Annotated in this window: 22 protein-coding genes; 20 read left to right on the forward strand and 2 right to left on the reverse strand. The window is 39.8% G+C overall.

Features of this window, described 5'->3' with window-relative positions; translation table 11 throughout:
* From BM291_RS04300 to floA, 3 genes are all read left to right on the forward strand, one after another.
* Positions 1–264 (forward strand): integrase core domain-containing protein (locus tag BM291_RS04300; RefSeq protein WP_139229036.1); only part of this gene is annotated, 264 nt, incomplete at its 5' end.
* A gap of 100 nt (positions 265–364) precedes the next feature.
* The gene (locus tag BM291_RS04305) at positions 365–823 is read left to right on the forward strand and encodes an NfeD family protein (protein ID WP_092894949.1); all 459 of its coding nucleotides are present in this window, start codon (positions 365–367) and stop codon (positions 821–823) included.
* A gap of 1 nt (position 824) precedes the next feature.
* Positions 825–1844: a flotillin-like protein FloA gene (gene floA / locus BM291_RS04310; RefSeq protein ID WP_175499641.1), complete on the forward strand. Its 1020-nt coding sequence runs from the start codon at positions 825–827 to the stop codon at positions 1842–1844.
* 10 nt (positions 1845–1854) lie between these two features.
* On the opposite strand, the gene BM291_RS04315 is transcribed toward floA, so the two are convergent.
* Together BM291_RS04315 and hemA are read right to left on the reverse strand one after the other, a co-directional pair.
* Positions 1855–3420 carry a WG repeat-containing protein gene (locus BM291_RS04315; RefSeq protein WP_092894950.1) on the reverse strand — a complete coding sequence of 522 codons (1566 nt, stop codon included), beginning with the start codon at positions 3418–3420 and terminating at the stop codon, positions 1855–1857.
* Positions 3421–3514: 94 nt separating this feature from the next.
* On the reverse strand, positions 3515–4780 hold the full coding sequence (gene hemA / locus BM291_RS04320; protein ID WP_092894951.1) for a glutamyl-tRNA reductase: 1266 nt from the start codon (positions 4778–4780) through the stop codon (positions 3515–3517).
* A 195-nt stretch (positions 4781–4975) separates the two neighbouring features.
* Here hemA and BM291_RS04325 point away from each other — a divergent pair, with 195 nt between their 5' ends.
* The 17 genes from BM291_RS04325 to BM291_RS04405 all read left to right on the forward strand — a co-directional run bounded on the left by BM291_RS04325 (position 4976) and on the right by BM291_RS04405 (position 22086).
* A complete protein-coding gene (locus BM291_RS04325) occupies positions 4976–5659 on the forward strand; it encodes a ComEA family DNA-binding protein (protein ID WP_092894952.1) in 684 nt (227 codons plus the stop codon).
* 50 nt (positions 5660–5709) lie between these two features.
* On the forward strand, positions 5710–6183 hold the full coding sequence (locus tag BM291_RS04330) for a type I restriction enzyme HsdR N-terminal domain-containing protein (RefSeq protein WP_092894953.1): 474 nt from the start codon (positions 5710–5712) through the stop codon (positions 6181–6183).
* Positions 6184–6294: 111 nt separating this feature from the next.
* Positions 6295–6951, forward strand: a complete 657-nt coding sequence (locus BM291_RS04335; RefSeq protein ID WP_245786767.1) for a Crp/Fnr family transcriptional regulator — start codon at positions 6295–6297, stop codon at positions 6949–6951.
* A gap of 36 nt (positions 6952–6987) precedes the next feature.
* The gene (locus tag BM291_RS04340; protein ID WP_092894955.1) at positions 6988–7497 is read left to right on the forward strand and encodes a rhodanese-like domain-containing protein; all 510 of its coding nucleotides are present in this window, start codon (positions 6988–6990) and stop codon (positions 7495–7497) included.
* Positions 7498–7588: 91 nt separating this feature from the next.
* Positions 7589–8350: a DUF547 domain-containing protein gene (locus BM291_RS04345; RefSeq protein ID WP_092894956.1), complete on the forward strand. Its 762-nt coding sequence runs from the start codon at positions 7589–7591 to the stop codon at positions 8348–8350.
* 51 nt (positions 8351–8401) lie between these two features.
* Positions 8402–9757 (forward strand): NAD(P)/FAD-dependent oxidoreductase, encoded by a 1356-nt coding sequence (locus BM291_RS04350; RefSeq protein ID WP_092894957.1) that lies wholly within the window; start codon positions 8402–8404, stop codon positions 9755–9757.
* Between the two features lie 103 nt (positions 9758–9860).
* Complete coding sequence (locus tag BM291_RS04355; RefSeq protein ID WP_092894958.1) at positions 9861–11405, forward strand: 4Fe-4S binding protein; 1545 nt, start codon at positions 9861–9863, stop codon at positions 11403–11405.
* A complete protein-coding gene (locus BM291_RS04360; protein WP_092894959.1) occupies positions 11406–12872 on the forward strand; it encodes a glycosyltransferase in 1467 nt (488 codons plus the stop codon).
* Positions 12873–12878: 6 nt separating this feature from the next.
* The gene (locus tag BM291_RS04365) at positions 12879–13571 is read left to right on the forward strand and encodes a glycosyltransferase family 2 protein (RefSeq protein ID WP_092894960.1); all 693 of its coding nucleotides are present in this window, start codon (positions 12879–12881) and stop codon (positions 13569–13571) included.
* A gap of 42 nt (positions 13572–13613) precedes the next feature.
* Positions 13614–14162, forward strand: coding sequence for a hypothetical protein (locus BM291_RS04370; protein WP_092894961.1), 549 nt, complete (start codon positions 13614–13616; stop codon positions 14160–14162).
* 82 nt (positions 14163–14244) lie between these two features.
* Positions 14245–15123: a hypothetical protein gene (locus BM291_RS04375; protein ID WP_092894962.1), complete on the forward strand. Its 879-nt coding sequence runs from the start codon at positions 14245–14247 to the stop codon at positions 15121–15123.
* The gene (locus tag BM291_RS04380) at positions 15120–16454 is read left to right on the forward strand and encodes an MptA/MptB family glycosyltransferase (RefSeq protein WP_092894963.1); all 1335 of its coding nucleotides are present in this window, start codon (positions 15120–15122) and stop codon (positions 16452–16454) included. Before BM291_RS04375 ends, BM291_RS04380 begins: the two co-directional genes overlap by 4 nt.
* Positions 16451–17179, forward strand: coding sequence for a DUF6503 family protein (locus tag BM291_RS04385; RefSeq protein ID WP_092894964.1), 729 nt, complete (start codon positions 16451–16453; stop codon positions 17177–17179). Before BM291_RS04380 ends, BM291_RS04385 begins: the two co-directional genes overlap by 4 nt.
* Positions 17180–17226: 47 nt before the next feature.
* Positions 17227–17976 (forward strand): DUF6503 family protein, encoded by a 750-nt coding sequence (locus BM291_RS04390; protein WP_092894965.1) that lies wholly within the window; start codon positions 17227–17229, stop codon positions 17974–17976.
* A gap of 6 nt (positions 17977–17982) precedes the next feature.
* A complete protein-coding gene (locus tag BM291_RS04395; RefSeq protein ID WP_092894966.1) occupies positions 17983–19200 on the forward strand; it encodes a bifunctional alpha/beta hydrolase/OsmC family protein in 1218 nt (405 codons plus the stop codon).
* Positions 19197–20237: a glycoside hydrolase family 113 gene (locus tag BM291_RS04400; RefSeq protein ID WP_245786768.1), complete on the forward strand. Its 1041-nt coding sequence runs from the start codon at positions 19197–19199 to the stop codon at positions 20235–20237. Before BM291_RS04395 ends, BM291_RS04400 begins: the two co-directional genes overlap by 4 nt.
* Before the next feature lie 139 nt (positions 20238–20376).
* A complete protein-coding gene (locus BM291_RS04405) occupies positions 20377–22086 on the forward strand; it encodes a hypothetical protein (RefSeq protein WP_092894967.1) in 1710 nt (569 codons plus the stop codon).
* Positions 22087–22112 lie beyond the last annotated feature (26 nt).

Raw genomic sequence — 22112 nt, forward strand, 5'->3', positions numbered from 1 at the left:
ACAGAAAGCTATGATCCATACCAAAATGCGGTGGCAGAAAGAGTCAACGGAATACTGAAACATGAATTTATTCTGGGGATCATAATCCATGATTTAGAACTGATGGACAAACTGATAAAAGAGTCTATTTATATTTACAATAATGAAAGACCACATTGGAGTTGTCGGATGGAAACACCAACCAAAATGCACCTGCAAGACAGCATAAAGATTAGAACCTACAAAAAGAAAAATAGCACCGTGTCGAAACCCGATGCTATCTAAATTATCCTTTAAAACTGTAACGCCTATTCAGGACTAGTCATTGACAAGGGATACCTAGGAAACTTGTATTTTAGACATCTATTCTTTTTATGAAAAGTCAATGACAATCATCGTTCTATCCAGCCTACTTATTATTGGCCTTGTTCTTTTACTCGCCGAGGTTCTATTTGTCCCTGGAACTACTGTAGTAGGAGTCTTTGGCCTTGCGGTGAGTTTGGCAGGCGTAGTCTATGCATTTTTGAGCTTTGACGCTGAAGTTGCTTGGTGGATTACATCTATTGCAGTTATTCTGAATCTTGTAGCAATAGTCTATGGTTTTAAATCGGGTCTTTGGAATCGTTTCTCTCTTAAGTCTTCCATGCAGGGTGGAGCTTTTGATGGACGTACTGATGCATTGCAAATAGGGATGCCAGGCAAAACTATTTCAGACCTAAAACCAATTGGAAAAGCTAGCTTTGGTGATGTAGTATATGAGGTGAAATCAGAAAATGGTTTTATTGCTGTGGAAACTGACGTCACTATTATCAAAATCGAAAACAATAAAATTTTAGTAAAATAATATGGAGAATTTAGATCCGAACAGTTCAATGTTCATCCTAGTGGCTGCGGTCGCAGGAATCGTCCTACTTTTCATCTTCTTGTACTTTGTTCCGGTCAACCTCTGGATCACGGCTCAATTTTCCAATGTGAAAGTTGGGATAGGAGAGCTCATCGGGATGAGAATTAGAAAAGTGCCACCAAGTATTATTGTTAATTCATTGATCACCGCTACAAAGGCTGGGGTAGAATTGACTACAAATGATTTGGAAACTCACTACATGGCTGGAGGTAACATTCCTAATGTGATCAGAGCGCTTATTTCTGCTGATAAAGCGAATATTAATCTGACCTTCAAACAAGCTACCGCGATTGATTTGGCTGGTAGAGATGTATTTGAAGCAGTACAGATTTCTGTAAATCCAAAAGTGATCAATACTCCTAATGTCGCTGCAGTGGCTGCGGATGGTATTCAGTTGATCGCTAAAGCTAGAGTAACTGTGCGAGCCAATATTGCTCAGTTGGTTGGTGGTGCTGGTGAAGAAACTATTCTTGCTAGAGTAGGTGAGGGCATCGTTACTTCCATCGGTTCGGCAGCTACTCATAAGAGTGTACTTGAAAACCCTGATAAAATCTCGAAGCTGGTTCTTCAAAGAGGTTTGGATGCTGGAACAGCATTTGAAATCTTATCTATTGATATCGCTGACATTGATGTGGGAACTAACATTGGTGCGAAACTACAAATCGATCAGGCTTCTGCAGATTTGAAAGTAGCTGAAGCAAGAGCTGAAGAAAGACGTGCAATGGCTGTCGCTCTTGAGCAGGAGATGAAAGCTAGAAATGTGGAAATGAGAGCTAAGGTTATTGAAGCTGAAGCAGAAATTCCAAAGGCTATTGCAGAAGCATTCAGAACAGGTAAGCTTGGTGTGATGGATTACTATAGAATGGAAAACATCCAATCCGATACTTCCATGCGAGAATCAATTGCTAATTCCGATTCAGACTCGAACGACTCGTCAAAGGGTAAAAACGAGAAAAAATAGAAAAAGGGGCTTAGGCCCCTTTTTTGTTTTTCTTTCCGGGTTCTTCACTGAGTTGAATCACCGTAGGTACATATTTATTTTTTGTAAAAATCTGCTCATTTGCCCAATCGACAAGGATTTTTTCGTAAGCCAAAGGAAGGATTACTTCTCCAGCTTCGTTGATTACGCCTGTAAGGCCATCCTTTTGTACGATCACAAAATTCTTTCTTTCTCTTCTTAGCTTTTCGAATTCTGCAGGAATAACTTCATTTGCCTCACTGTCGAGTAGTCCTGATTTACCTGACTTTTCTACCATGAAATATCCATCGGTGGTCCGGTAGATATTATCAAAGCCTTCGGTATTAAGAGCTGCTCCGAAGGTGTTTAAAAGGAAATATTTGCCATTCGCTTTCGCGATGGCTAAACCCTTCTGAAATGGCTTTATTTCCTCCCATGATGCATCAGAAACTAGCTCACCGGATGAGCGAATTAATCCCCAATTCTGAGTTGTTCTGTAAGCGGCCATTTTCTCTGAAAATAAGGTTGTCTCTGCATACTGAGGTTTGATCACCCAGGCTCCAGATGCATTTACAAAACCAAAAGCACCTTTCGATTTAGCAGGAAAAAGCCCTTCATTACCGAATTTTATTTCATCTACCTCAAGCATAGGTTTTACTAACCATCCTTTTTTGCCTAATAAGCCAATTCTCGCATCCCGAAAATGAACATTGTACAAGTCTTGGCCGATTTTGTTGACAGCCGTCATACCCACGTCATCAAGCAAAATACCATCGTCTTCCATCACGCGGCGAAGTTTGCCGTGGATGTATTCTAGCATGATATCATTCTCGAAAGTAATCTTGTGAAAAGAATTGTAGCGGATATTTGATTTGATATCATTACCCTCAATCAACAAATACTGATCTTGGTTGAATCCGTAGTAAAAATTGCCATGTGTGTGTTGCATCGTCTCGATAATGGGATCCATCACATAGTTGCCTTCTCTATTAATCAAGCCGAAACCTGATGCTTCCTTTGCTAAAACAAACTCACCATTGTTATCGGAAAGGAGCTCGAAAGTTTTGTCCGGATTTGGAGATAAAGGCATAGAATACTCGGTGCCTTTACGGATGATTATTAAACCAGTATTTGTGATTTTTGCTTCATCCAATTCACCCAAGTAGGTCGTTTTATTAAATCCTCTTTGGAACAGCCAGTATTCATTGCCTTTGCTTGCCAAAAGCATATTGAAATAGGTGTCGATTTTGTCATATTCTAAAGGCAATACCTGCTGTCCATATTCGTGAAACGCGCCTATTCCCTTTGGGCCTTTCACAATTATCCAAGGCTCTAGGTATTGATAAATTTCCGTACCCACTAGAGAAACCGCAGGTCTCAAATCACTTGACAATAATGAGAGTTCGTTTCCAGCCTTACCAATTCTCACGGTCTCACTTAGGAGATCAATCTCGTCGTAAATCAATCGTGACTGAAGTTGGATCTTAGTGTCATAAACTTCCCAAGATTGAGCTTGAGTAGTCTTAGTGATTAAGAATGTGAGAATGAGACTTACGAGTAGCGTAAAATTTTTATTCATTTAACTATTGGTTATGCGGGATGGTCTTAAAGGTAAAATGACCAAAGGTTTGATTCAATCCTTTGGTCATTTTTATTAGAGTTTGTAGTGCTTACTACTCTGTTTTTACTTTTTCCAGATCAAACAAGTCCGAAATGATTTGGATCATTTCCTCTGCTTGATCACGTTGGCAAGCTGCTCGAAGTTGTACCACTGGAACTTTGAGTATTTTTTGCATCATGCTCTTAGTGATTTTGTCGATCACCGCATATTCTTTTTTATCAGCATTTTTTGCAAATCGTGCCATTTCTTCCTGGCGGATTTGTTCCAAAGACTGCTTGAGTTTGTTTATAGTGGGGGAGGCAATCATTTCCTTTTTCCAATCGAAAAACTCTTTGATGCTTTCCTCTATTATTTCTTCCACCTTTGGGACAGACGCTAAACGCTTTTCTAATGTTTCAGAAGCTTTACTGCGAATGTTGTCTACGTTATAAAGAACGACACCAGGAACATCTTCAACTGAAGTTTCTATACTTCTAGGTACAGATAGATCAACAAGTAATTTATAGCTATTGATCTGGAATTTTTTCACCAATTCCTTCGTGATGAAAGGTTCAGAACGCTGAATAGAACAAACAATCACGTCTGCTTCTTCCATTGCTTCCAAGCAATTCTCAAACGGAACCACTTCAAAGCCCATTTCAGCAGCAATAGTGTCTGCTTTGCCTTGAGTTCTATTTGTGATTTTGACTTTTGCAGTAGGGAGGTGAACCATGTTCTTAGCTACATCCTCACCGATCTCGCCAACTCCTATCAGCAATATTCTAGGCTCGAATGTATTTGAAGTCAAGCTTTCAATCAATTCAATAGCTGCATAAGACAAGGAGGCTGCTCCATCTCTGAAGGCAGTTTCCTGCACGATTCGCTTATTGGTGAAAAAGACCGTGTGCATCAATCTATGTAAGAATGGCCCAGTCATATTCAAATCAGCAGACGCTTGATAAGCTCTTTTCACCTGGTTGGAGATTTGAATATCACCTACTACCTGAGCTTCCAATCCCATAGATACTCTGAACAAATGTCGGATTGCGGCTCTGTCATCATTGAAAATTTCAAAATACTCCAGATAATTAACGATATCCGTCAGTCCTTTTTCGAGACCAATCAACTTAATTATCTCCGTGCTAATGTCTTGATCGTGGCTGTAATATACCTCAGTTCTATTGCAGGTAGAAAGTATTAAGGCATCATTTAGGCTAAAAAAGTCTTTGATTTTCAGTAAGATACCATGTACAGCCTTCTCGTCCAGAGAAATAATTTCTCGGATTTGAACGGGGGCATTTTTATGTGATAAACTGAGTGCTCTAAATTTGACTTGCATCATGCTTAAGCTTGGACTGCAAATTTAACAGACAAAGACACGGGAAGTGCCATTTTGGGCAGGTATCTGTTAATTTGTAATCTTTCTAAATAACTATCTTCAATATTACTGCAATACTAGTGAGTATTGATTTCTGATTCTAATACTATTAACTTATGTCTTATAGATAGGGACTATCATTTTTTTTGAAATACTATGAGAGCTAGATTTTTTTATTGGCTGAAAATTTATCTGGGATTCTCCAGTAAAGAATCACGTGGATTTGTGTTGCTAATTCCTGTTTTGCTCCTTCTTATTACCTTCAAAGGTGTTTTGAAAGAAATCCGAAATGCAAAAGCTGAGAATTTTCATATTCAATACTTAGCAACAATAGACAGTCTTGAAGCTTCTGGGATTATTCTTGTGAATTCACCTTTTCCTGTGTTCAATCCTCAGGATACTATTGTAAAAAAGTCCAGCTCGAAGCAGCTCGAAAATCTCAACAGAATCCCCTTTTCTGAAGCAGATTTAGTCATATTACAAATAGTACCAGGGATTGGTCAAAGTACGGCAAGTAGGATCGTAAAGTTTAGAGAAAATCTTGGCGGGCTTCATCACAAAAGTCAGCTCACTGAAGTTTATGGATTGAAACCTGAGACTATAGATGCAATATGGGAATACTTCGATTTTTCTCCAGCCATTTTTAAAAAATTAAAAATCAATCAGATTGAAGCAGATGAATTGGCAAAGCATCCTTATATAACTTATGCGGAAGCAAAAGTTCTGATTGCCTATCGCAAGCAACATGGCTCATTTATGGCTCCAGATGATTTTATGAAAATCAGAATATTCAAACAGGAATGGATAGATAAAATTGCCCCTTACCTAGATTTTCAATAGGTGAAAGGAATCATTTTTACCAACTCCCCAATTTTCCCCATCTTTGACCTATGGATTCAAAGCTGGATCAAATCCAATTGCCTCAATTAAATCTTCCTCATTTCGAGCCCCAGCTTATGGAGAAGGAGGGGAAAATGTGGATATTTGATTCACTACGCAAAAAACAACTCGTATTGACACCCGAAGAATGGGTTCGTCAGCACTGGATCAACTTCCTGATCACTAAGCTTAAATTCCCAAAAGGGCTATTGGCATTGGAAAAAGGGTTAGTTTACAACAAACTGCTCAAACGCACTGATTTGGTAGTTTGGGACAAAAATGGGAATCCGTATTTACTTATTGAGTGCAAGGCTCCTAAAGTAAAATTGACTCAAAAGACGATAGAGCAAGCATGTATGTATCATAAGGAATTGAAAACTCCTTATTTGTTAATTAGCAATGGGTTACAGCATATTTGTCTAAGCTTTGACTCTGTTGCGGAGAAGTTTACTCAGGAGAAAAGTTTTCCCGAACCTCCTCTTTAAATCCAGTGTTGTAAATTTACATTTGTTAGCAACCTCAAAATAATTTGTTCGAGTATGTCTAAAACCTCTTCCATCCATCCTTGTGACCTTTGTACCAGTCGGAAATTTTCTATGTTTTCTGAACTTACAGAAGAGCAGGCATGCAATATTTCTGACAACAAGAACATGATTTCGCACCGAAAAGGGCAAATGCTTTATTATGAAGGAGCCAAGCCTCTTGGAGTTTTTTGTGTGAATTCTGGTGTTATAAAGGTGTTCAAAACTGCCTCAAATGGTAAGGAACAAATTATTCATTTGGAGTCAAAAGGTGGGTTATTGGGCTATACGGCCTTACTTGGTGAGGAGAATTACACTAATTCTGCAATGGTGATAGAGGATGCCAAAATCTGCTTTATTCCGAAAGAGTCATTTCTTAAAACCATAATTAGCAGTGGGCCATTTTTCAAAAAACTCACCAAAGCACTCAGTCATGAGATTGGAGTGATGGAAGAGAAGTTAGTAGATGCTTCGCAAAAGAGTATACGGGAGCGATTGGCGTATTTGCTTCTCCAACTTGCAAATTCTTATGGACTCGATGGTGCAGGTCATCAGCAGATTGACTTGGTACTAAGCAGGGAGGAGATTGCTAGCTTGATCGGAACTGCGACTGAATCTGTTATCCGATTGTTATCCGAATTCAAAAAAGATAAACTCATCGAACTGAAAGGCAAGAAAATCGTGATCTTGGATAAAGAAGGGCTAGTGAAGCTTTCAGATTTTTACGCCTAAGTTGAACATCGCAACTTGTATTTGGGTTAAAGCGATATGAAGTCTTACCTCTCTAAATACCTACTTGCGCTTTTACTAGTTCCTGTACTTTGCATTTTTTCTACTACTGTTAAGGCTCAATCAATTGCCTATAAAGTCTTACTCACCACGCTTTACGATTCTAAATTCCCTGTCTTAAAGCCCGCTCAAATAAGTGAGTTGAGTACTTATCAAGTGTTGGATACACGTGAAAAAGAGGAGTTTGAGGTTAGTCATCTCAAAGATGCCGCTTGGGTGGGATACGATACTTTTACTCTTCAAAATGTAGCTTCTCTGGATAAAAATAAACCCGTTCTCGTGTATTGTACGGTAGGAGCACGATCTCAGGAGATTGGTAAAAAACTAAAAGATGCGGGATTCAAGGAGGTTTATAATTTGTACGGTGGCTTGATTGAATGGGCAAACGAGGAAAAACCAATTTTTCATGGAGATTCTACTACGCAGAAAGTGCATACCTATTCAAAATCTTGGGGTATTTGGATGACTAAAGGAGAAAAAGTTTATTAAATCACTGTTTTTGGTCTTCTATCCGACCATTTCTCAATTCTCTACATCCTTATTTTGAATCGGATCGTAAATCATCCTAAACACATTCCCTATGAAAAATCTAAAAATCCATATTGCTCTTTTCTTCAGCATAATTCTTTTGAGCTGTCAAAGTTCAGTGCCTGGCATGGCTGAAACCACGCCGCCGAGTCACAAAACTTGGAATGAATTGCTCAAAGCAAATGTGAGTGCTGACGGAAAAGTGAATTACAAAGGTTTTATCAAAGAGAAGGCGAAGCTAGAAGCGTATGTGAAGAGCCTCAGTGAAAATGCCCCTGATCGTAAAACTTGGTCAAAGGACGAGCAACTTGCTTACTGGATTAATGCCTATAATGCCTTTACCGTAACATTGATCGTCAATAATTACCCTGTGGAAAGCATCAAGGATCTGGGGCCAAAATTGAAAATCCCGATGATTAAGGATGTGTGGCACTACAAATTTTTCAAAATAGGAGGTCAGGAGTCCAGTTTGGATGAGATCGAGCATTCGATTTTGCGAAAGGAATTTGAAGAACCTAGAATCCACTTTGCGATTAATTGCGCTTCTGTTTCCTGTCCACCATTGCTAAATGAAGCGTTCGAAGCCAAAACAATCGATTCCCAATTAGATAAGGTTGCTAAAAGTTTTATCAATTCTTCGAGAAATAAAATCTCCCCTGAGTCAGTTCAAATCTCTTCCATCTTCTCCTGGTTTAAAGGTGATTTTACTAAAAATGGGAGTTTGATTGACTTTTTGAATAAGTACAGCAAAGTCAAAATCAAGTCAGATGCTAAGGTTTCATTTATGGATTATGATTGGAATCTGAACGAATAGAACCAAGTTTTTGGTAAATTCCCAATTGTGCCCCCATCAAAACCAAATCCAATGAGTTCAAATCGCCATGTAGTCATCATCGGCAATGGAATAGCAGGAATTACCTGTGCCCGACAGCTTCGTAAGCTGGATGATACTGTTAAGATAACTGTGATTTCAGGTGAATCGACTTACTTTTTCTCTAGAACAGCCCTTATGTATGTATTCATGGGGCATATGAAATTCGAGCATACTCAGCCTTATGAGAATTGGTTTTGGGAGAAAAACAGAATAGAACTGAAGGAAGCTTGGGTGAAATCAATCAACTTTACATCCAAAAATCTTCTTTTCCAGTCTGGTGAAAACATGCTCTACGATGAGCTTGTGATTGCCACCGGTTCTAAACCAAATAAGTTTGGCTGGCCAGGTGAGGATCTTCAAGGTGTACAAGGATTGTATTCCAAACAGGATTTGGAGCTCATGGAGGAGAATACTGCGTCCGGAGTAAAGCGAGCAGTGATCGTAGGTGGAGGTTTGATTGGGATTGAGATGGCAGAAATGCTTGCTTATAAGAAGATTCCGGTAACCTTTCTGGTGCGAGAATCTGGCTTTTGGAGCAATGTACTACCGAAAGAAGAATCTGAATTAGTCAGTCGGCATATGCGAGAGCATCATATTGATCTTCGGTTGAATGAAGAATTAGATGAAATCATCTCTGATCCGAATGCCCGCGTAAAAGCTATCCGGACCAAATCCGGTGAAGAAATTGAATGTCAATTTGTAGGGCTTACTGCAGGAGTAACTCCTAGCATAGATTTTCTTAGAAATACAGAATTGGATATCAATCGAGGAGTAAAAGTTGATTTTGGTTTTCAGACCAATATCCCCAATGTTTATTCCATAGGTGATTGTGCGGAATTTCATGAAGTGCCAGCAGCCGACCGCAAGCCAGTGGAGCAAGTTTGGTACACAGGAAGAATGCACGGTGAAACCTTGGGATATATTCTGGCAGGCAAAAAAGTCACTTACAAACCGGGTATTTGGTTTAACTCAGCCAAGTTCTTGGATATAGAATATCAAACCTACGGTACTGTCCCCGCTAGATGGGATGCTGAAAAAGTCAAATCCTTTTATTGGGAGCATGCTGGAGGGAAAATCTCTTTCCGAATGCTAATGGATTTACAAGGGAAGATTTTAGGCGTGAATAATTTTGGTTTCCGTCTCAGACATGAGTTTTTCGATCAGGCAATCCGTGAAGCTTGGGATGGAGCTAAAGTCATTTCCAAACTTGATAAGGCCGATTTCGATCCTGAGTTTTTCGCGCCTTATTACATAGAAATACAAAAGGCTTTTAAAAGCCAATTCGGAGGAGACGTCAAAGTTTCCAAGAAGACATTTATCCAAAAACTATTCGGAGCAAGCGTATGAAATCGAACATGATGATTATGTCAAATGTAGGAATGATGAATAACCATGTGAGATTCCTCCCGATAGCTATCGGGATGTCCTATAAAAATCAAATTATATACACATGAAAATTATTCAAAGTATAGGTATTCTGCTCTTTTTGATAGGCTTGGCTGTTTTTACGGCAATGCCTTTTTTAGGCAATTACACACTTACCGAGGAATTGGTTTTATCCAGTACAAAGGATATTCACCAAGAGAAAATGGCTGAGGTTTTAGCACCAATGTATGGTGAGACTTACTCTTCCAATTTCTCATTTCTTTCTGCCTACAAAGTGAATTTCAATGAGTATAACGAAGCCCTTAAAGCAGAATCCAAGTGGGATGAAGTGATCTGGGACGATTATAGTTTACCGCTAGCGCAAACCTCTCTAAGCAGTCCCGTTCGCGATAGTCCATGGCTTTTCTTTGGTTTGTCTATTGGTCTGGCAGTTTTGGGAGGATTGATGTACAATCTGCCAAAATATCGTGGCGAACCAGAAGGAATCAAAAACAATGGGATTTTCCATTCTGCTATGAAAAATCGTGGCTGGATGGGGATGATCACTGGAGCGTATTTGATTCTTTTCTACATCATTTTGTATTGGTTTCCAGCCTATATCGTCAATCAAATATGGATGGTAACTCCCCTCAGTATGCTTCTGAGTGGCAATCCTGCAAGCCAGTGGTTTCTCTACGGGACGATTTACACACTTGCCATCACCGTGATGGGAGTGAGGATGTTTAGAAAATATAGAGGAAATAAATATCAGCAACTTCGCACGGCATCGGTGATGTTCTTCCAGACGGCTTTTGCATTTTTGATTCCAGAGATTTTGGTATTGCTGAATCAGCCTTACTTTGATTTCAAAAATATCTGGCCTCTGGATTACGATTTCTTCTACGATTACCAGATCGATACCTTCTTGAGTTCGGGCGGAGTAGGGATGTTTATGTTGATTTGGGGGATATTGCTCATTGTCATTGGCGTGCCGACTTTCACCTATTTCTTTGGGAAACGGTGGTACTGCTCTTGGGTTTGCGGGTGTGGTGGTTTGGCAGAAACGCTTGGAGATCCCTATCGTCAGCTTTCTGATAAGTCAGTGAAAGCATGGAAATACGAGCGAGTAATCATTCATAGCGTTTTGGTTTTGGCGGTGGTGATGACGGCTTTGACCATTGTTAATTATTTTTCTGGTTTTGCACTTTTGGGAAATGTCACGAACCAATTACATTCGATTTATGGTTTTGCGATTGGTTCGGTATTCGCAGGCGTGATCGGAACAGGTTTTTATCCATTCATGGGCAACCGTGTTTGGTGTAGATTTGGTTGTCCTTTGGCTGCTTATTTAGGCTTAGTTCAGCGTTTCAAATCACGATTCAGAATCACCACAAACGGCGGGCAATGTATTTCCTGTGGCAATTGCTCTACGCATTGCGAGATGGGAATTGACGTTCGCTGGTATGCTCAGCGTGGACAGGAAATTGTTCGATCTAGCTGTGTAGGGTGCGGAGTTTGTTCATCAGTTTGCCCACGTGGAGTATTGAAATTAGAAAATGGATCAACCGAAAATCGAATCAACGAAATGCCAATAATTATTGGAAATGATTCCATCAAGATAAATGCTTAAATGATTCTCTTATATATTTTGATAGGGATTTATGCCCTGGGAATGCTGTTTATTTTCCTTTACAGCCTTGCTCAAGGGCATTTACTTTTGAGCTTTCTTCGCTCAAAAAAGTACCTGGGAAAAGTGGCTCATCCTGTGCCAGAAAATTGGCCTAAGGTCACGATTCAGCTTCCTGTTTTCAATGAGTTGTATGTAGTGGATCGGTTGATAGCGGCTGTCGCCAAAATAAATTATCCTGCTGATTTGCTGGAAATCCAAGTGTTGGATGATAGTACTGATCAGACTGCTGAGTTGATTCAGAAGAAAATTCAGGAGTTTCCAGACATCAATTTCAAATACATTCATCGGACAGATCGAACTGGCTTTAAGGCTGGAGCTTTGAAGGAGGGACTTGCGAGAGTAAGCGGAGAATTTATAGCGATTTTCGATGCGGATTTTGTCCCTGATCCTGAATTTTTGCTTAAAACAATTCCTTATTTCTCTTCAGAAAAAGTCGGAATGGTGCAGACGCGATGGACACATTTGAATAAAAACTATTCCCTATTAACGCGCTTGCAGGCATTTGCTTTGGATGCACATTTTCTGATCGAGCAAATCGGTAGAAATAGCCAGCATGCATTTATCAATTTCAATGGGACTGGCGGCATTTGGCGCAAGTCCTGTATCATCGATGCGGGAGACTGGCAAGACGATACGCTTACAGAGGATTTGGATCTTAGTTATCGCGCGCAGCGCAAAGGATGGGAATTTGTCTACAGACCAGAAATTGAATCCCCAGCTGAGCTACCACCTATTATGTCGGCAGTAAAGTCTCAGCAGTTTCGCTGGACAAAAGGAGGTGCCGAGTGTGCTGGAAAGCACGCAAAAGCAGTTTTGGGCGAAGATTTGCCTTTCGGGATTAAGATCCACGCGATGGCTCATTTGTTCAATAGCAGCCTTTTCATTGCTATTCTTTTGGTGAGTTTAAGCAGTATTGGTGTGTGGTGGGCAGGAGTTCAAGGTTTGATTTCAGACAGTCTATTCAAAGTTGCTGGCCTGTTTATGATAGGTTTTGTGATCATCGCTGGAGTGTATTTGGTTGCCTATTTCTATGAAAAGCGAAGTTTCTGGAGAAGTCTATTTCAAGCGATTTATATGTTGCCTCTATTCCTTTCAGTTTCTATGGGCTTGGCGTTGCATAATGCGCAAGCAGTTTGGGAAGGCCTTTCAGGTAAAAAATCACCCTTTATCCGTACTCCGAAGTTTAATTTGGAAGGAGGTACAGGCTTGGAATCCAATAACTATATCAAATACAAAATCCCGGCTACAACTTGGATGGAAGGAATCTTGATGCTGGTTTTTTCAGGCATGGTAGGTCTTCATATTTATTGGGGCACGTTCGAGATGTTACCTTTTCACCTAATGCTCGCCGTAGGGTATGGTCTAGTTTTCTTTTCCTCTTTCAAAGCCTACAGTTTAGGTAAATAAGTTCTGATGCATAATCCTCCAATTATTGACGTAATCATCCCCGCATACAACGAGGAAAAGTCCATTCCGAAGGTGATCGGAGACGTTCCGGCAATTGTGAGGAATATCGTAGTTGCGAATAATAACTCTACTGATACCACTGGAAAAGTAGCAGAAGCAGCTGGTGCAAAAGTGGTTTTCGAGCCTCAGAAAGGCTATGGGAAAGCTTGTTTGACAGCGATGGATTGGATCAAAAAACAGGAAATTCAACCAGATATTGTAGTCTTTCTAGACGGTGATTACAGCGATTATCCAGAAGATTTACTTGATTTGATTCAGCCGATTTTGGATCAAAAAGCAGATATGGTCATAGGCTCCAGAGCATTGGGAGAGCGGGAATCTGGCTCGATGACTTTTCCGCAGGTATTTGGAAATTGGCTGGCAACCACGATGATGAAATACATGCAAGGCGCCAAATTCTCTGATTTGGGACCATTTCGGGCGATTATTTGGTCAAAGTTGCTTGACTTGAATATGATCGATCAGAACTTTGGCTGGACTATAGAGATGCAGATCAAAGCTCATAAAGCCGGACTCCGTTATACGGAAGTACCAGTAAATTACCGCAAGCGTATAGGAGTATCCAAAGTCAGTGGAACAGTAAAAGGAGTGTTTGGAGCTGGGTATAAGATTATCTATACGATTTTTAAGTATTGGTGAGATTAGACTTGAGAAGCGAGTATAAATTTGTTTAATGCAAGAATGGAAAATTTCAAAAAGACTGAGATAGTAATCATAGTAATTCTGTGGATAATCCTCATAACTACCTGTTTAATTTCCATTTTAAATGATTTTGTTATTTATACTTCCGATTATCTCGGTTTAATAGGATTGATAATAGTAACAGCCATTGCTTCATTAAGACCTGAAAAATCATTTAAAAGTGTGTTCGTACTATTACTTCTAGGACTATTTAATCTTGTGTCTTTTTCATTTTCCGTGAGAATGGTATTTAGATTTGGCTCTCAGGATTCGATGAATCTAGGGATTCAAATTATATCTTTTGTTTTGTTGACAGCTTTACTGGTTAGAAAACGTGAGAAGCTGCATAGATTCTACCAAGAGGTTTTTATGCAAACGGAGGAAGAAAAAGAACTATCAAGAAAGAATTTTCAGAACCAATTTACAGCAAAGTTTGAGCGATTGTCAGATAAGGAAATTGAAGCCAAACTCCAACAAGATTTAGTTCCAGAGGCGATTAAAGCTCTTGTGGAAATTAAAGAAGAAAGAAAAAGAAACACTGTGTCCTAAGACACTAGTCGTTTTTTTAGTTTATAAAACAGGTGAGTATTTGGCAATAGACCTTAGAAGGTATTTTAGTAATTTTAGACTTATGAAAAATTTATTCATTTTTGGATTGTTTTTACTCTTCATCTCATCCTGCAATTCCACAGGCAGAAAAGCCATCGACGAGAAGCAATTCGCTTCGCATTGGTATCAGGACAGAGCTGAGATCAATGTGTTTGAGCTGAAGCAAATGCGCTATGGCGAAGTACGTGAAGGAAAGGCTGTAATGATTTTTGTGACGGAGGATTTCTCTAAGCGCAAGCAAGTGAAGGTCGATGATCCTTCTGCTGCAGGAAAGGGAGCGATAAAGGTGATGAAGATGAATATGACACGTGATTTTGTTACGGGTGTATATCCTTATCACACGATGTTGTCAGTATTTACACCCGTGTATGAAGATCTGAATTCCCCGAAAATCACTGCTTCTATGACCGAATGGTGTGGTCAGTCTTTTGCGCAGCTCAACTGGAAAAACAATAAGTACCAAGCCAATCTGTTCTCCTATTTCGAGTCCGAAGGTGATCAGGAATTATCCATCAGTGCGATGGCTGAGGATGAGATTTTCAACTTGATCCGATTAAATCCTGACCTCGTGCCTACAGGTCACAAGAAATTAATCCCTAGTTTGATTTTTAACCGCTTCTCACACCTTCCTCTAGATGCTGAAAGCGCCGTGATTTCCAAAAGAAAGACGGGTTCGAATCAGGCGGAAGTTGAGGTGATCTATGAGGAAATCGGTAGAAAATTGTTGATTAAATATGTCGATGCTTTTCCATATGAAATCATGTCATGGCAAGAAACTCAAACCAAGAAAGATGGTACCGAGGAAGTGACTTCAGCAGTGCGAAAAAGTGTGCAAATGTTAGATTACTGGCGTAAAAAGGGACTTCAGGATGAGGCTATTCGCAAAAGTTTAGGGCTTTGAGCAAATCGCTTAAGCGGCTTTTAATTCCTGTAATCTGCCTGCTAATTGCAGTTGGGTTCTTCTGCTTGGCCTATTATATTCCGAGAGAAAATTTCTGGTTGACATTCATTGTCTACGCTTCTCTTTTTGGAGGTATGTTGGCTATTTATTTTTTAAGCAATCATCCAAAATGGAAGTGGGTCTTTATCGGAGGTTTGCTTATCCGGCTTTCCTTGTTGCTCTCCATCCCCAAATGGTCGGACGATTATCCACGATTTCTATGGGATGGTGAATTGGTGAAGATGGGCCAAAATCCCTATTTGGAAACTCCTCAAGATTGGCTTCAAAATCATCCAGAAAGCACAAGTCCTTATTTGGAGAATCTATTTGAGCTGATGAATTCACCCGCTTACTTTTCGGTTTATCCACCGTTGAATCAAGCGATATTCTATGTCGCTGCTTGGGGTGAAAATCTAGACACAAAGAGCGGGATCCTGATATTGCGAGTTATCCTGATTCTAGGAGAAATAGGTATTTTCTTTCTTTTATTGAAGCTCTTCGAGCATTTTCAGCTTTCCTCAAAGAAGCTTATTCTGTATTGGTTGAATCCACTGGTGATCATGGAAATCACCGGGAATCTTCATTTTGAAGGCTTGGTACTGCTATTTTTGCTAGCTTCTGTTTATGCGTTAAGTAAGAACAAAAACACACTTTCAGGAGGATTTTGGGGATTTTCAATTGGCATGAAGCTGCTGCCTTTGATGTTGATTCCTACTTTCTTTTCCTTTTTCAAAACCAGAAAATCCAAAGCTTTTTGGATAGGATCGGCCATTGCTATTATAGCGAGTTTTGCCTGGCTTTTGATAGATGATTCCTGGATCCATTTTCTCCAAAGCTTAAAACTTTACCAGGGGAAATTTGAATTCAACGCCTCGATTTATTACCTACTTCGGGAAGTTGGTTTTTGGGTGAAAGGGTATAATGTTATCGGGGAATTGACGCCGATTCTCAGCGGAATCAGCTTGATTGGAATTCTATATTTTTCATGGAAAAGGAAACCTCAAAATCTGTTACAGCTTATAGATCTTTGGGTGTTGATTTACTTATTCTATTTGATGTTACAGCCAGTAGTTCATCCATGGTATCTGATCCCAGCGTTTGGCTTAAGTTTATTTACTGATAAAAAAGCCTTCCTGATTTGGACTTTTGCAGTCATATTTTCGTACCAAGCCTATGGCGACCCTAATTATCAAGAAAGCTCAATTTTCCTTTTCTTAGAGTATTCCATGCTAGCTCTAGCTATTTACTGGGACTATTTTAGTACAAATTCAAATCCGCTTTTAGCCAAATGAACATTAAATCTCTACTCTCTTTTCTCCTATCTCTTTTATTTTTCTCATGCTCTCCAAGTCCAGAGAAGCAGGCTCAGGAACTCATCGAAAAGTCAATCGAAGCGCATCAGCTTTCTAAGAATTGGGATAAGGTTTCCAACATCAAATTCAAAAAGTGGACACGCTTGATGTATGAGAGTGGAGAGATCGAAAGCGAATCTGAGCAGTGGGTAGAATTTCGCTTGAAACCTTATTTCGAAGCAAAATTAACTTGGACAAAGGACAGTATTCTTCATGTTGTCAATTTCAACGGAAGTAGGACAAGCTATCAAATGGGCGAAAATACCATTGAGAATGAGGGCTTTTTGAAAGCGAAAAGAGCTGAAATTGAAGCTGCATATTTAGCTTTTGCACAGCCATGGAAACTAATCGAAGAGAATGTTGATTTGACTTATGAAGGCGAAATGACACTTGAAGATGGTAGATCAGTTGAGTCAATCCGTGTTAATTATGGTCCTGATACGGATGTTTGGTGGTTTTATTTGGATCCAAAATCCGCCAAAGTTGCCGCCAATGAACTCCATGCGAAGGATCATAAAAGCCTGATCGAAACTGTTTCTTATGACGAGTCAATGGGTTTGATTTTGGCAAAAGAGCGTAAGAGTTTTAGAATTGATGATGCAGGTAAACAGCTGTTTTTGCAGGCAGAATATTTATATTCTGATTATCAAGTGACATTTGAATAGATGGAGCCTAGCTTCAACATGATTAAACTTATTAAAACTTAGTATTTATGAGATTACAATACCTCTTCGTATTCCTATGTGGATTGACAGTTTTTGCTTCGTGTAACTCGCGAACTGAAGCCGAGAAAATCGTTGACAAAGCTATTGAGGCACATGGAGGTGATATTTATAATAATTCGAAAGTTGAATTTGACTTTAGAAAAATCCACTACACCATTTACAAAACAGCAGATCGCTTCGAGTACATTCGTGAATTTTCGGATTCCACAGGGAATGTAAAAGATCTACTGAATAATGAAGGTTTTGTGAGAACTGTGAATGGCGCGAAGATCGATACACTTTCAGAAGAATGGACTGGGAAATATTCCCGCTCGGTGAATTCTGTGGCTTATTTTGCTTTTCTCCCTTATGGACTAAATGACCCTTCAGTATTCAAGACTTCTTTAGGAGAAACGGAGATTAACGGTGAAAAATACGATTTGATCAAAGTGACTTTTGCTGAAGAGGGTGGTGGAGATGACTTTGATGACGTGTTTTTGTATTGGATAGGTGCCGACGATTCTATCATTGATTTTATGGCTTACAGTTATCATACTGATGGTGGAGGAGTGCGCATGCGTGAAGTGAGTGCTGTGCAGGAAGTCGGTGGAATCCGCTTTCAAAACTACCTAAATCTCAAACCAGCTGATGAATCTCTGCCTGTAGAAAAGATGCAGGAGCTTTACGAAGCTGGAGAATTAGAGTTACTTTCAGAGATAAACCTGGAGAATATCACCGTGAAATCATTGAATAAATAGCCCAACATGAATCCAAAACGACTGAAATTTAAAAATAGAAGTGGCTTGGAGCTTGCAGCGCATTTGTATCTGCCAGCGGATCAAAAGCCAAGTTTTTTCGCTCTGTTTGCGCATTGCTTCACTTGCTCCAAAAACTTCTCAGCTGTCACCCGTATTTGCACCGCTTTGTCGCAAAATGGTATTGCTGTTCTAAGTTTTGATTTTACAGGACTTGGGATGAGTGAGGGAGAATTTGCAGAGTCATCTTTCAGTGGTAACGTGAGTGATTTGTTGGATGCGGCAGATTTTCTAACGAAAGAATATCAGACTCCTAAAATGCTCATTGGTCATTCGCTAGGCGGTGCAGCCGTTTTATATGCGGCTGCTGAGATGAAGGAAGTGAAGGCTGTGGTGACGATTGGCGCTCCGGCATTTCCAGGTCACATTAGACATCTATTCACGGATAGTATAGATGAGATAGAGAAAAATGGTAGTGCTAAGGTTACCATCGGTGGGCGACCATTTAATATTAGTAAGAGTTTTGTAGATGATTTGGAGCAAAAACCTTTGGCAACTTTTTTGAAAAAGCTAAGGAAATCTCTCCTTATTATGCATTCTCCTCAGGATGAAATTGTGGGTGTTGAAAATGCAGCAGAGATTTACAATGCAGCTATGCATCCTAAAAGTTTTATTTCGCTTGATGGCGCAACCCATTTAGTTTCTAACCCTAAAGACAGCGAGTACATCGCTGAGGTGATCGGGAGCTGGAGTAAGCGCTATGTGGTAGTAGATGAAGAAAAGCCGGTGAATGACACGAGAGGAAATCAGGTTTTCGTGCGACTTTCTGGAGAAAAATACACCACAGAGGTGATGACGCCAAACCATCATTTGATCGCAGATGAACCAACCGAGGTAGGTGGCGCTGATCTTGGACCAAATCCATACGATTTGCTAATGGCTTCACTTGGAAGCTGTACAGCAATGACTCTGAAAATGTATGCCGAACGTAAGAAGTGGCCTTTAGAGCAAGTTTTTGTATATCTTAATCATGAGAAAGTGCATTTGGCGGATAGTGAAAATCCTGAGAATTCTTCTGCTAAAGTCAGCCAGTTTACTCGAATCATAGAAATCGAAGGAGATCTCGATGCTGAGCAAAGACAAAGGTTATTAGAGATTTCCAACAAGTGCCCAGTTCATAAAACACTCCAAGAAGAAATCGTAATTCAAACTATGTTGGCGAAATGAAAAAGGGCTGGTCTAGAAATTATTTGCTGAGTTCAGTGCTAGTACTTCTAGCGCTGAGTGTGTATGCAGTTTTTCCAATAGAACCAGACTTGGTCACCGCCACAGAGAAATGGAAAGGCGTATGCTGGGTGGGAAGTCGCTCGCCACTTTTGGGGCCAGAATTGGAAGCCTTGAAAGCTACTGGTGCTGATGCGCTTTCACAAACACCTTTTGGCTGGCAGACAGAGAAAAACAATCCTGAAATCCGCTGGGAAGTAAAAAATGACAGTAAGTGGTGGGGAGAATCCTCCAATGGGATCAAAGCTACTTTTGATTCTTCCGCCCGCCATGGCATCATGAATATGCTGAAGCCTCACCTCTGGGTTCGCGGGAGCTGGCCAGGAGAGATTGAGATGAAGACGGAGGAAGATTGGAAGACATGGTTTGATAATTATGAGGGCTTTATTTTGGCTTATGCTAAAATGGCCGAGGAGCATCAGATACCCATGCTTTGCGTGGGTACTGAGTTGGAATTGACCTCAAAGCGTGAGGATGATTGGAGAAATGTGATCGCAGAAGTGAGAAAAGTCTATTCTGGAAAATTGATCTATGCTGCTAATTTCACCGAATATGAGCATGTGAAGTTTTGGGACGCACTGGACTACATAGGAGTTCAGGCTTATTTTCCACTTTCGACCAAAGAAGATCCAAGTCTTTCTGATCTCAAATCTGGCTGGAAAAAGAACTTGGCGAACATTGAAAAGGTGGTGAGAAAGTACCAGAAGCCTGTTATGTTCACCGAGATTGGCTATTGTAATACGGTGGATGCTGCCGTGGAGCCTTGGGTTTGGCCAAATGAGCGTAAAGAGACTGAGCTTTCTGAGGAAATGCAAGCGCTTTGCTATGAGGCATTTTTTGAAACAGCTTGGCAAAAGAGCTGGATGGCTGGCGTATTTTTCTGGAAATGGTATCCGGATGGAAAACATAGGGATCCGGATTTTACCCCACAGGGAAAAATGGCTGAAGAGGTTATGCAGAAATATTTTTCGGCAGAATGAATTCTGCAAGCTAGAATCCATAACTTAAGACTATTCTAATCAGGTGATTATACACTGAAAACTCTAGTTTTTTGAATAAATGTCTGTTGAGTTGTGTATTGAAACTCATCAGATTTATTGGTTCCAAATTATTTAGCCTATGAAAACGATTCGAATTTTTATTGCTTCATCTAGTGAACTGAAAGAGGATAGAGAAAAGTTTAAGCTTTTTATTGGTCTTGAAAATGATCGATTGGTTGATAAAGGAATCTACTTAAAATTAGAGCAATGGGAATATTTTAAGGATTCGATTTCGACTACTCGTCTTCAGGATGAATACAATGAGGCCATTAGGCAAAGTGATATGGTTATCTGCCTGTTTTATACCAAAGTTGGAAAATACACAGCAGAGGAATTTTACACAGCGTATGAAATTTTTAAAGCTCAAGGTAAACCGCGCATTTGGACGTATTTCAAGAATGCAGACATTAAAGTAGGCTCTATTGTTAAGGAGGACATGGATTCCTTATTTGCTTTGAAAGAGAAACTTGGAAAACTAGGACATTTTTTTACCGAGTACACTTCCGCTGATGATCTGCTGTTGAAGTATGGGAGACAGTTGGATATGATTATGCCTGAATACGAAGCGAATTTAGAATCTGAGCTCGTTGGCAATTCAAAGGAAAGCAAGAGTGAACACGTGGCCGAAGTAATTGAGAACACTTTTAATGAGGAACTGACGAGTAGAGTACTCCTGGCCATAAGCAGTTATAATAAGAAAGCAGCAGGTTTTTTGGCGGCCAATAGTGACTGGGCTGAAAATGAAGATTTGGTAAAAACTGCCAAACGAATCATTATCAGCGAGTATGTTGGGGTAATTGGGAGTCAGATTCGAAAGTTGATGGCTATTGGTTCGCTGACTTTTTCTGAAAGCAAAATGATGCGTTATCTGGAGAATAGTCAAACCACAGCAAAAAGGGGATTGCAACTCATTTGCTATTCCTTGATTTCCGCGCTTTGGGATCATCAGGTAGTGAAAAAGGTTGAATTTTCCTCCTCTCAAAAAGAAGTGTTAATCAAGTTCTTTAGGAATGCTGCTGAAGAAGATGTACTAGGGTTTGCCGAATTACTCAAGCATTTATTAGAAATATATTCAGTGAATAAATTGGATTTTCTCATTTCTGAATCCTTGGAATTGCTTCCAAAACTTCAAGAAGGAAGCGAGTTTCTCACTGCTTGCTCACAATTGAATGACTTATCGACGCTGTTGAAAGGTTCTACTTTTCAACTCGAAGACTGCCAAACCGCTGAGAAAAATGTGGCTATTGTGTTAGAAAGTTTAAGTTTCTTGGCACAATACCGTATGATTTCTATCAATGAGATAGATTTTAATCAGCAGCGGAATGATCAGGAAGGTTTGTATTTGCACAATTACACCTTGCTAATAGGAGAAAGACTGGCCAACGACGATAGCCAAAGTAATGTGCGTAGAGAGTCCTCACCCGTTATTTCCCATGCGGTGATTATTTTCAAGGATAACTATCGAAAAAACATAAATCTGGATCCTTTTATCATTGATTTCAATGGTCTGAAGCTGGATGGTGGATCCAAAATATGTTTTTACTCTCACGCGAATACCTTTGATGATCAAAATCTTAACTATGATTTCATAGAAGATGGCAACAAACAGGTCATCTGTAAAACGTCAAATCCCAAGCCCGATGAATCCAGCTTAAATAGCCTTAACTCGTGGCTTTCTAAAAAAGCTAATCGAATAGATATGAATTTCGATAAGGTTTACAGCTTGTTTTATGAGGCTAAAAAGACCTTAACCGGTATTGAATACGAAGTCGAAGAAGATTCATTTTAATTTTTTGGTCTAAATAAATATTCCCT

Origin of the sequence: Algoriphagus aquimarinus, from assembly GCF_900112005.1 — a bacterium.
GTDB classification, from domain to species: Bacteria; Bacteroidota; Bacteroidia; order Cytophagales; family Cyclobacteriaceae; genus Algoriphagus; species Algoriphagus aquimarinus.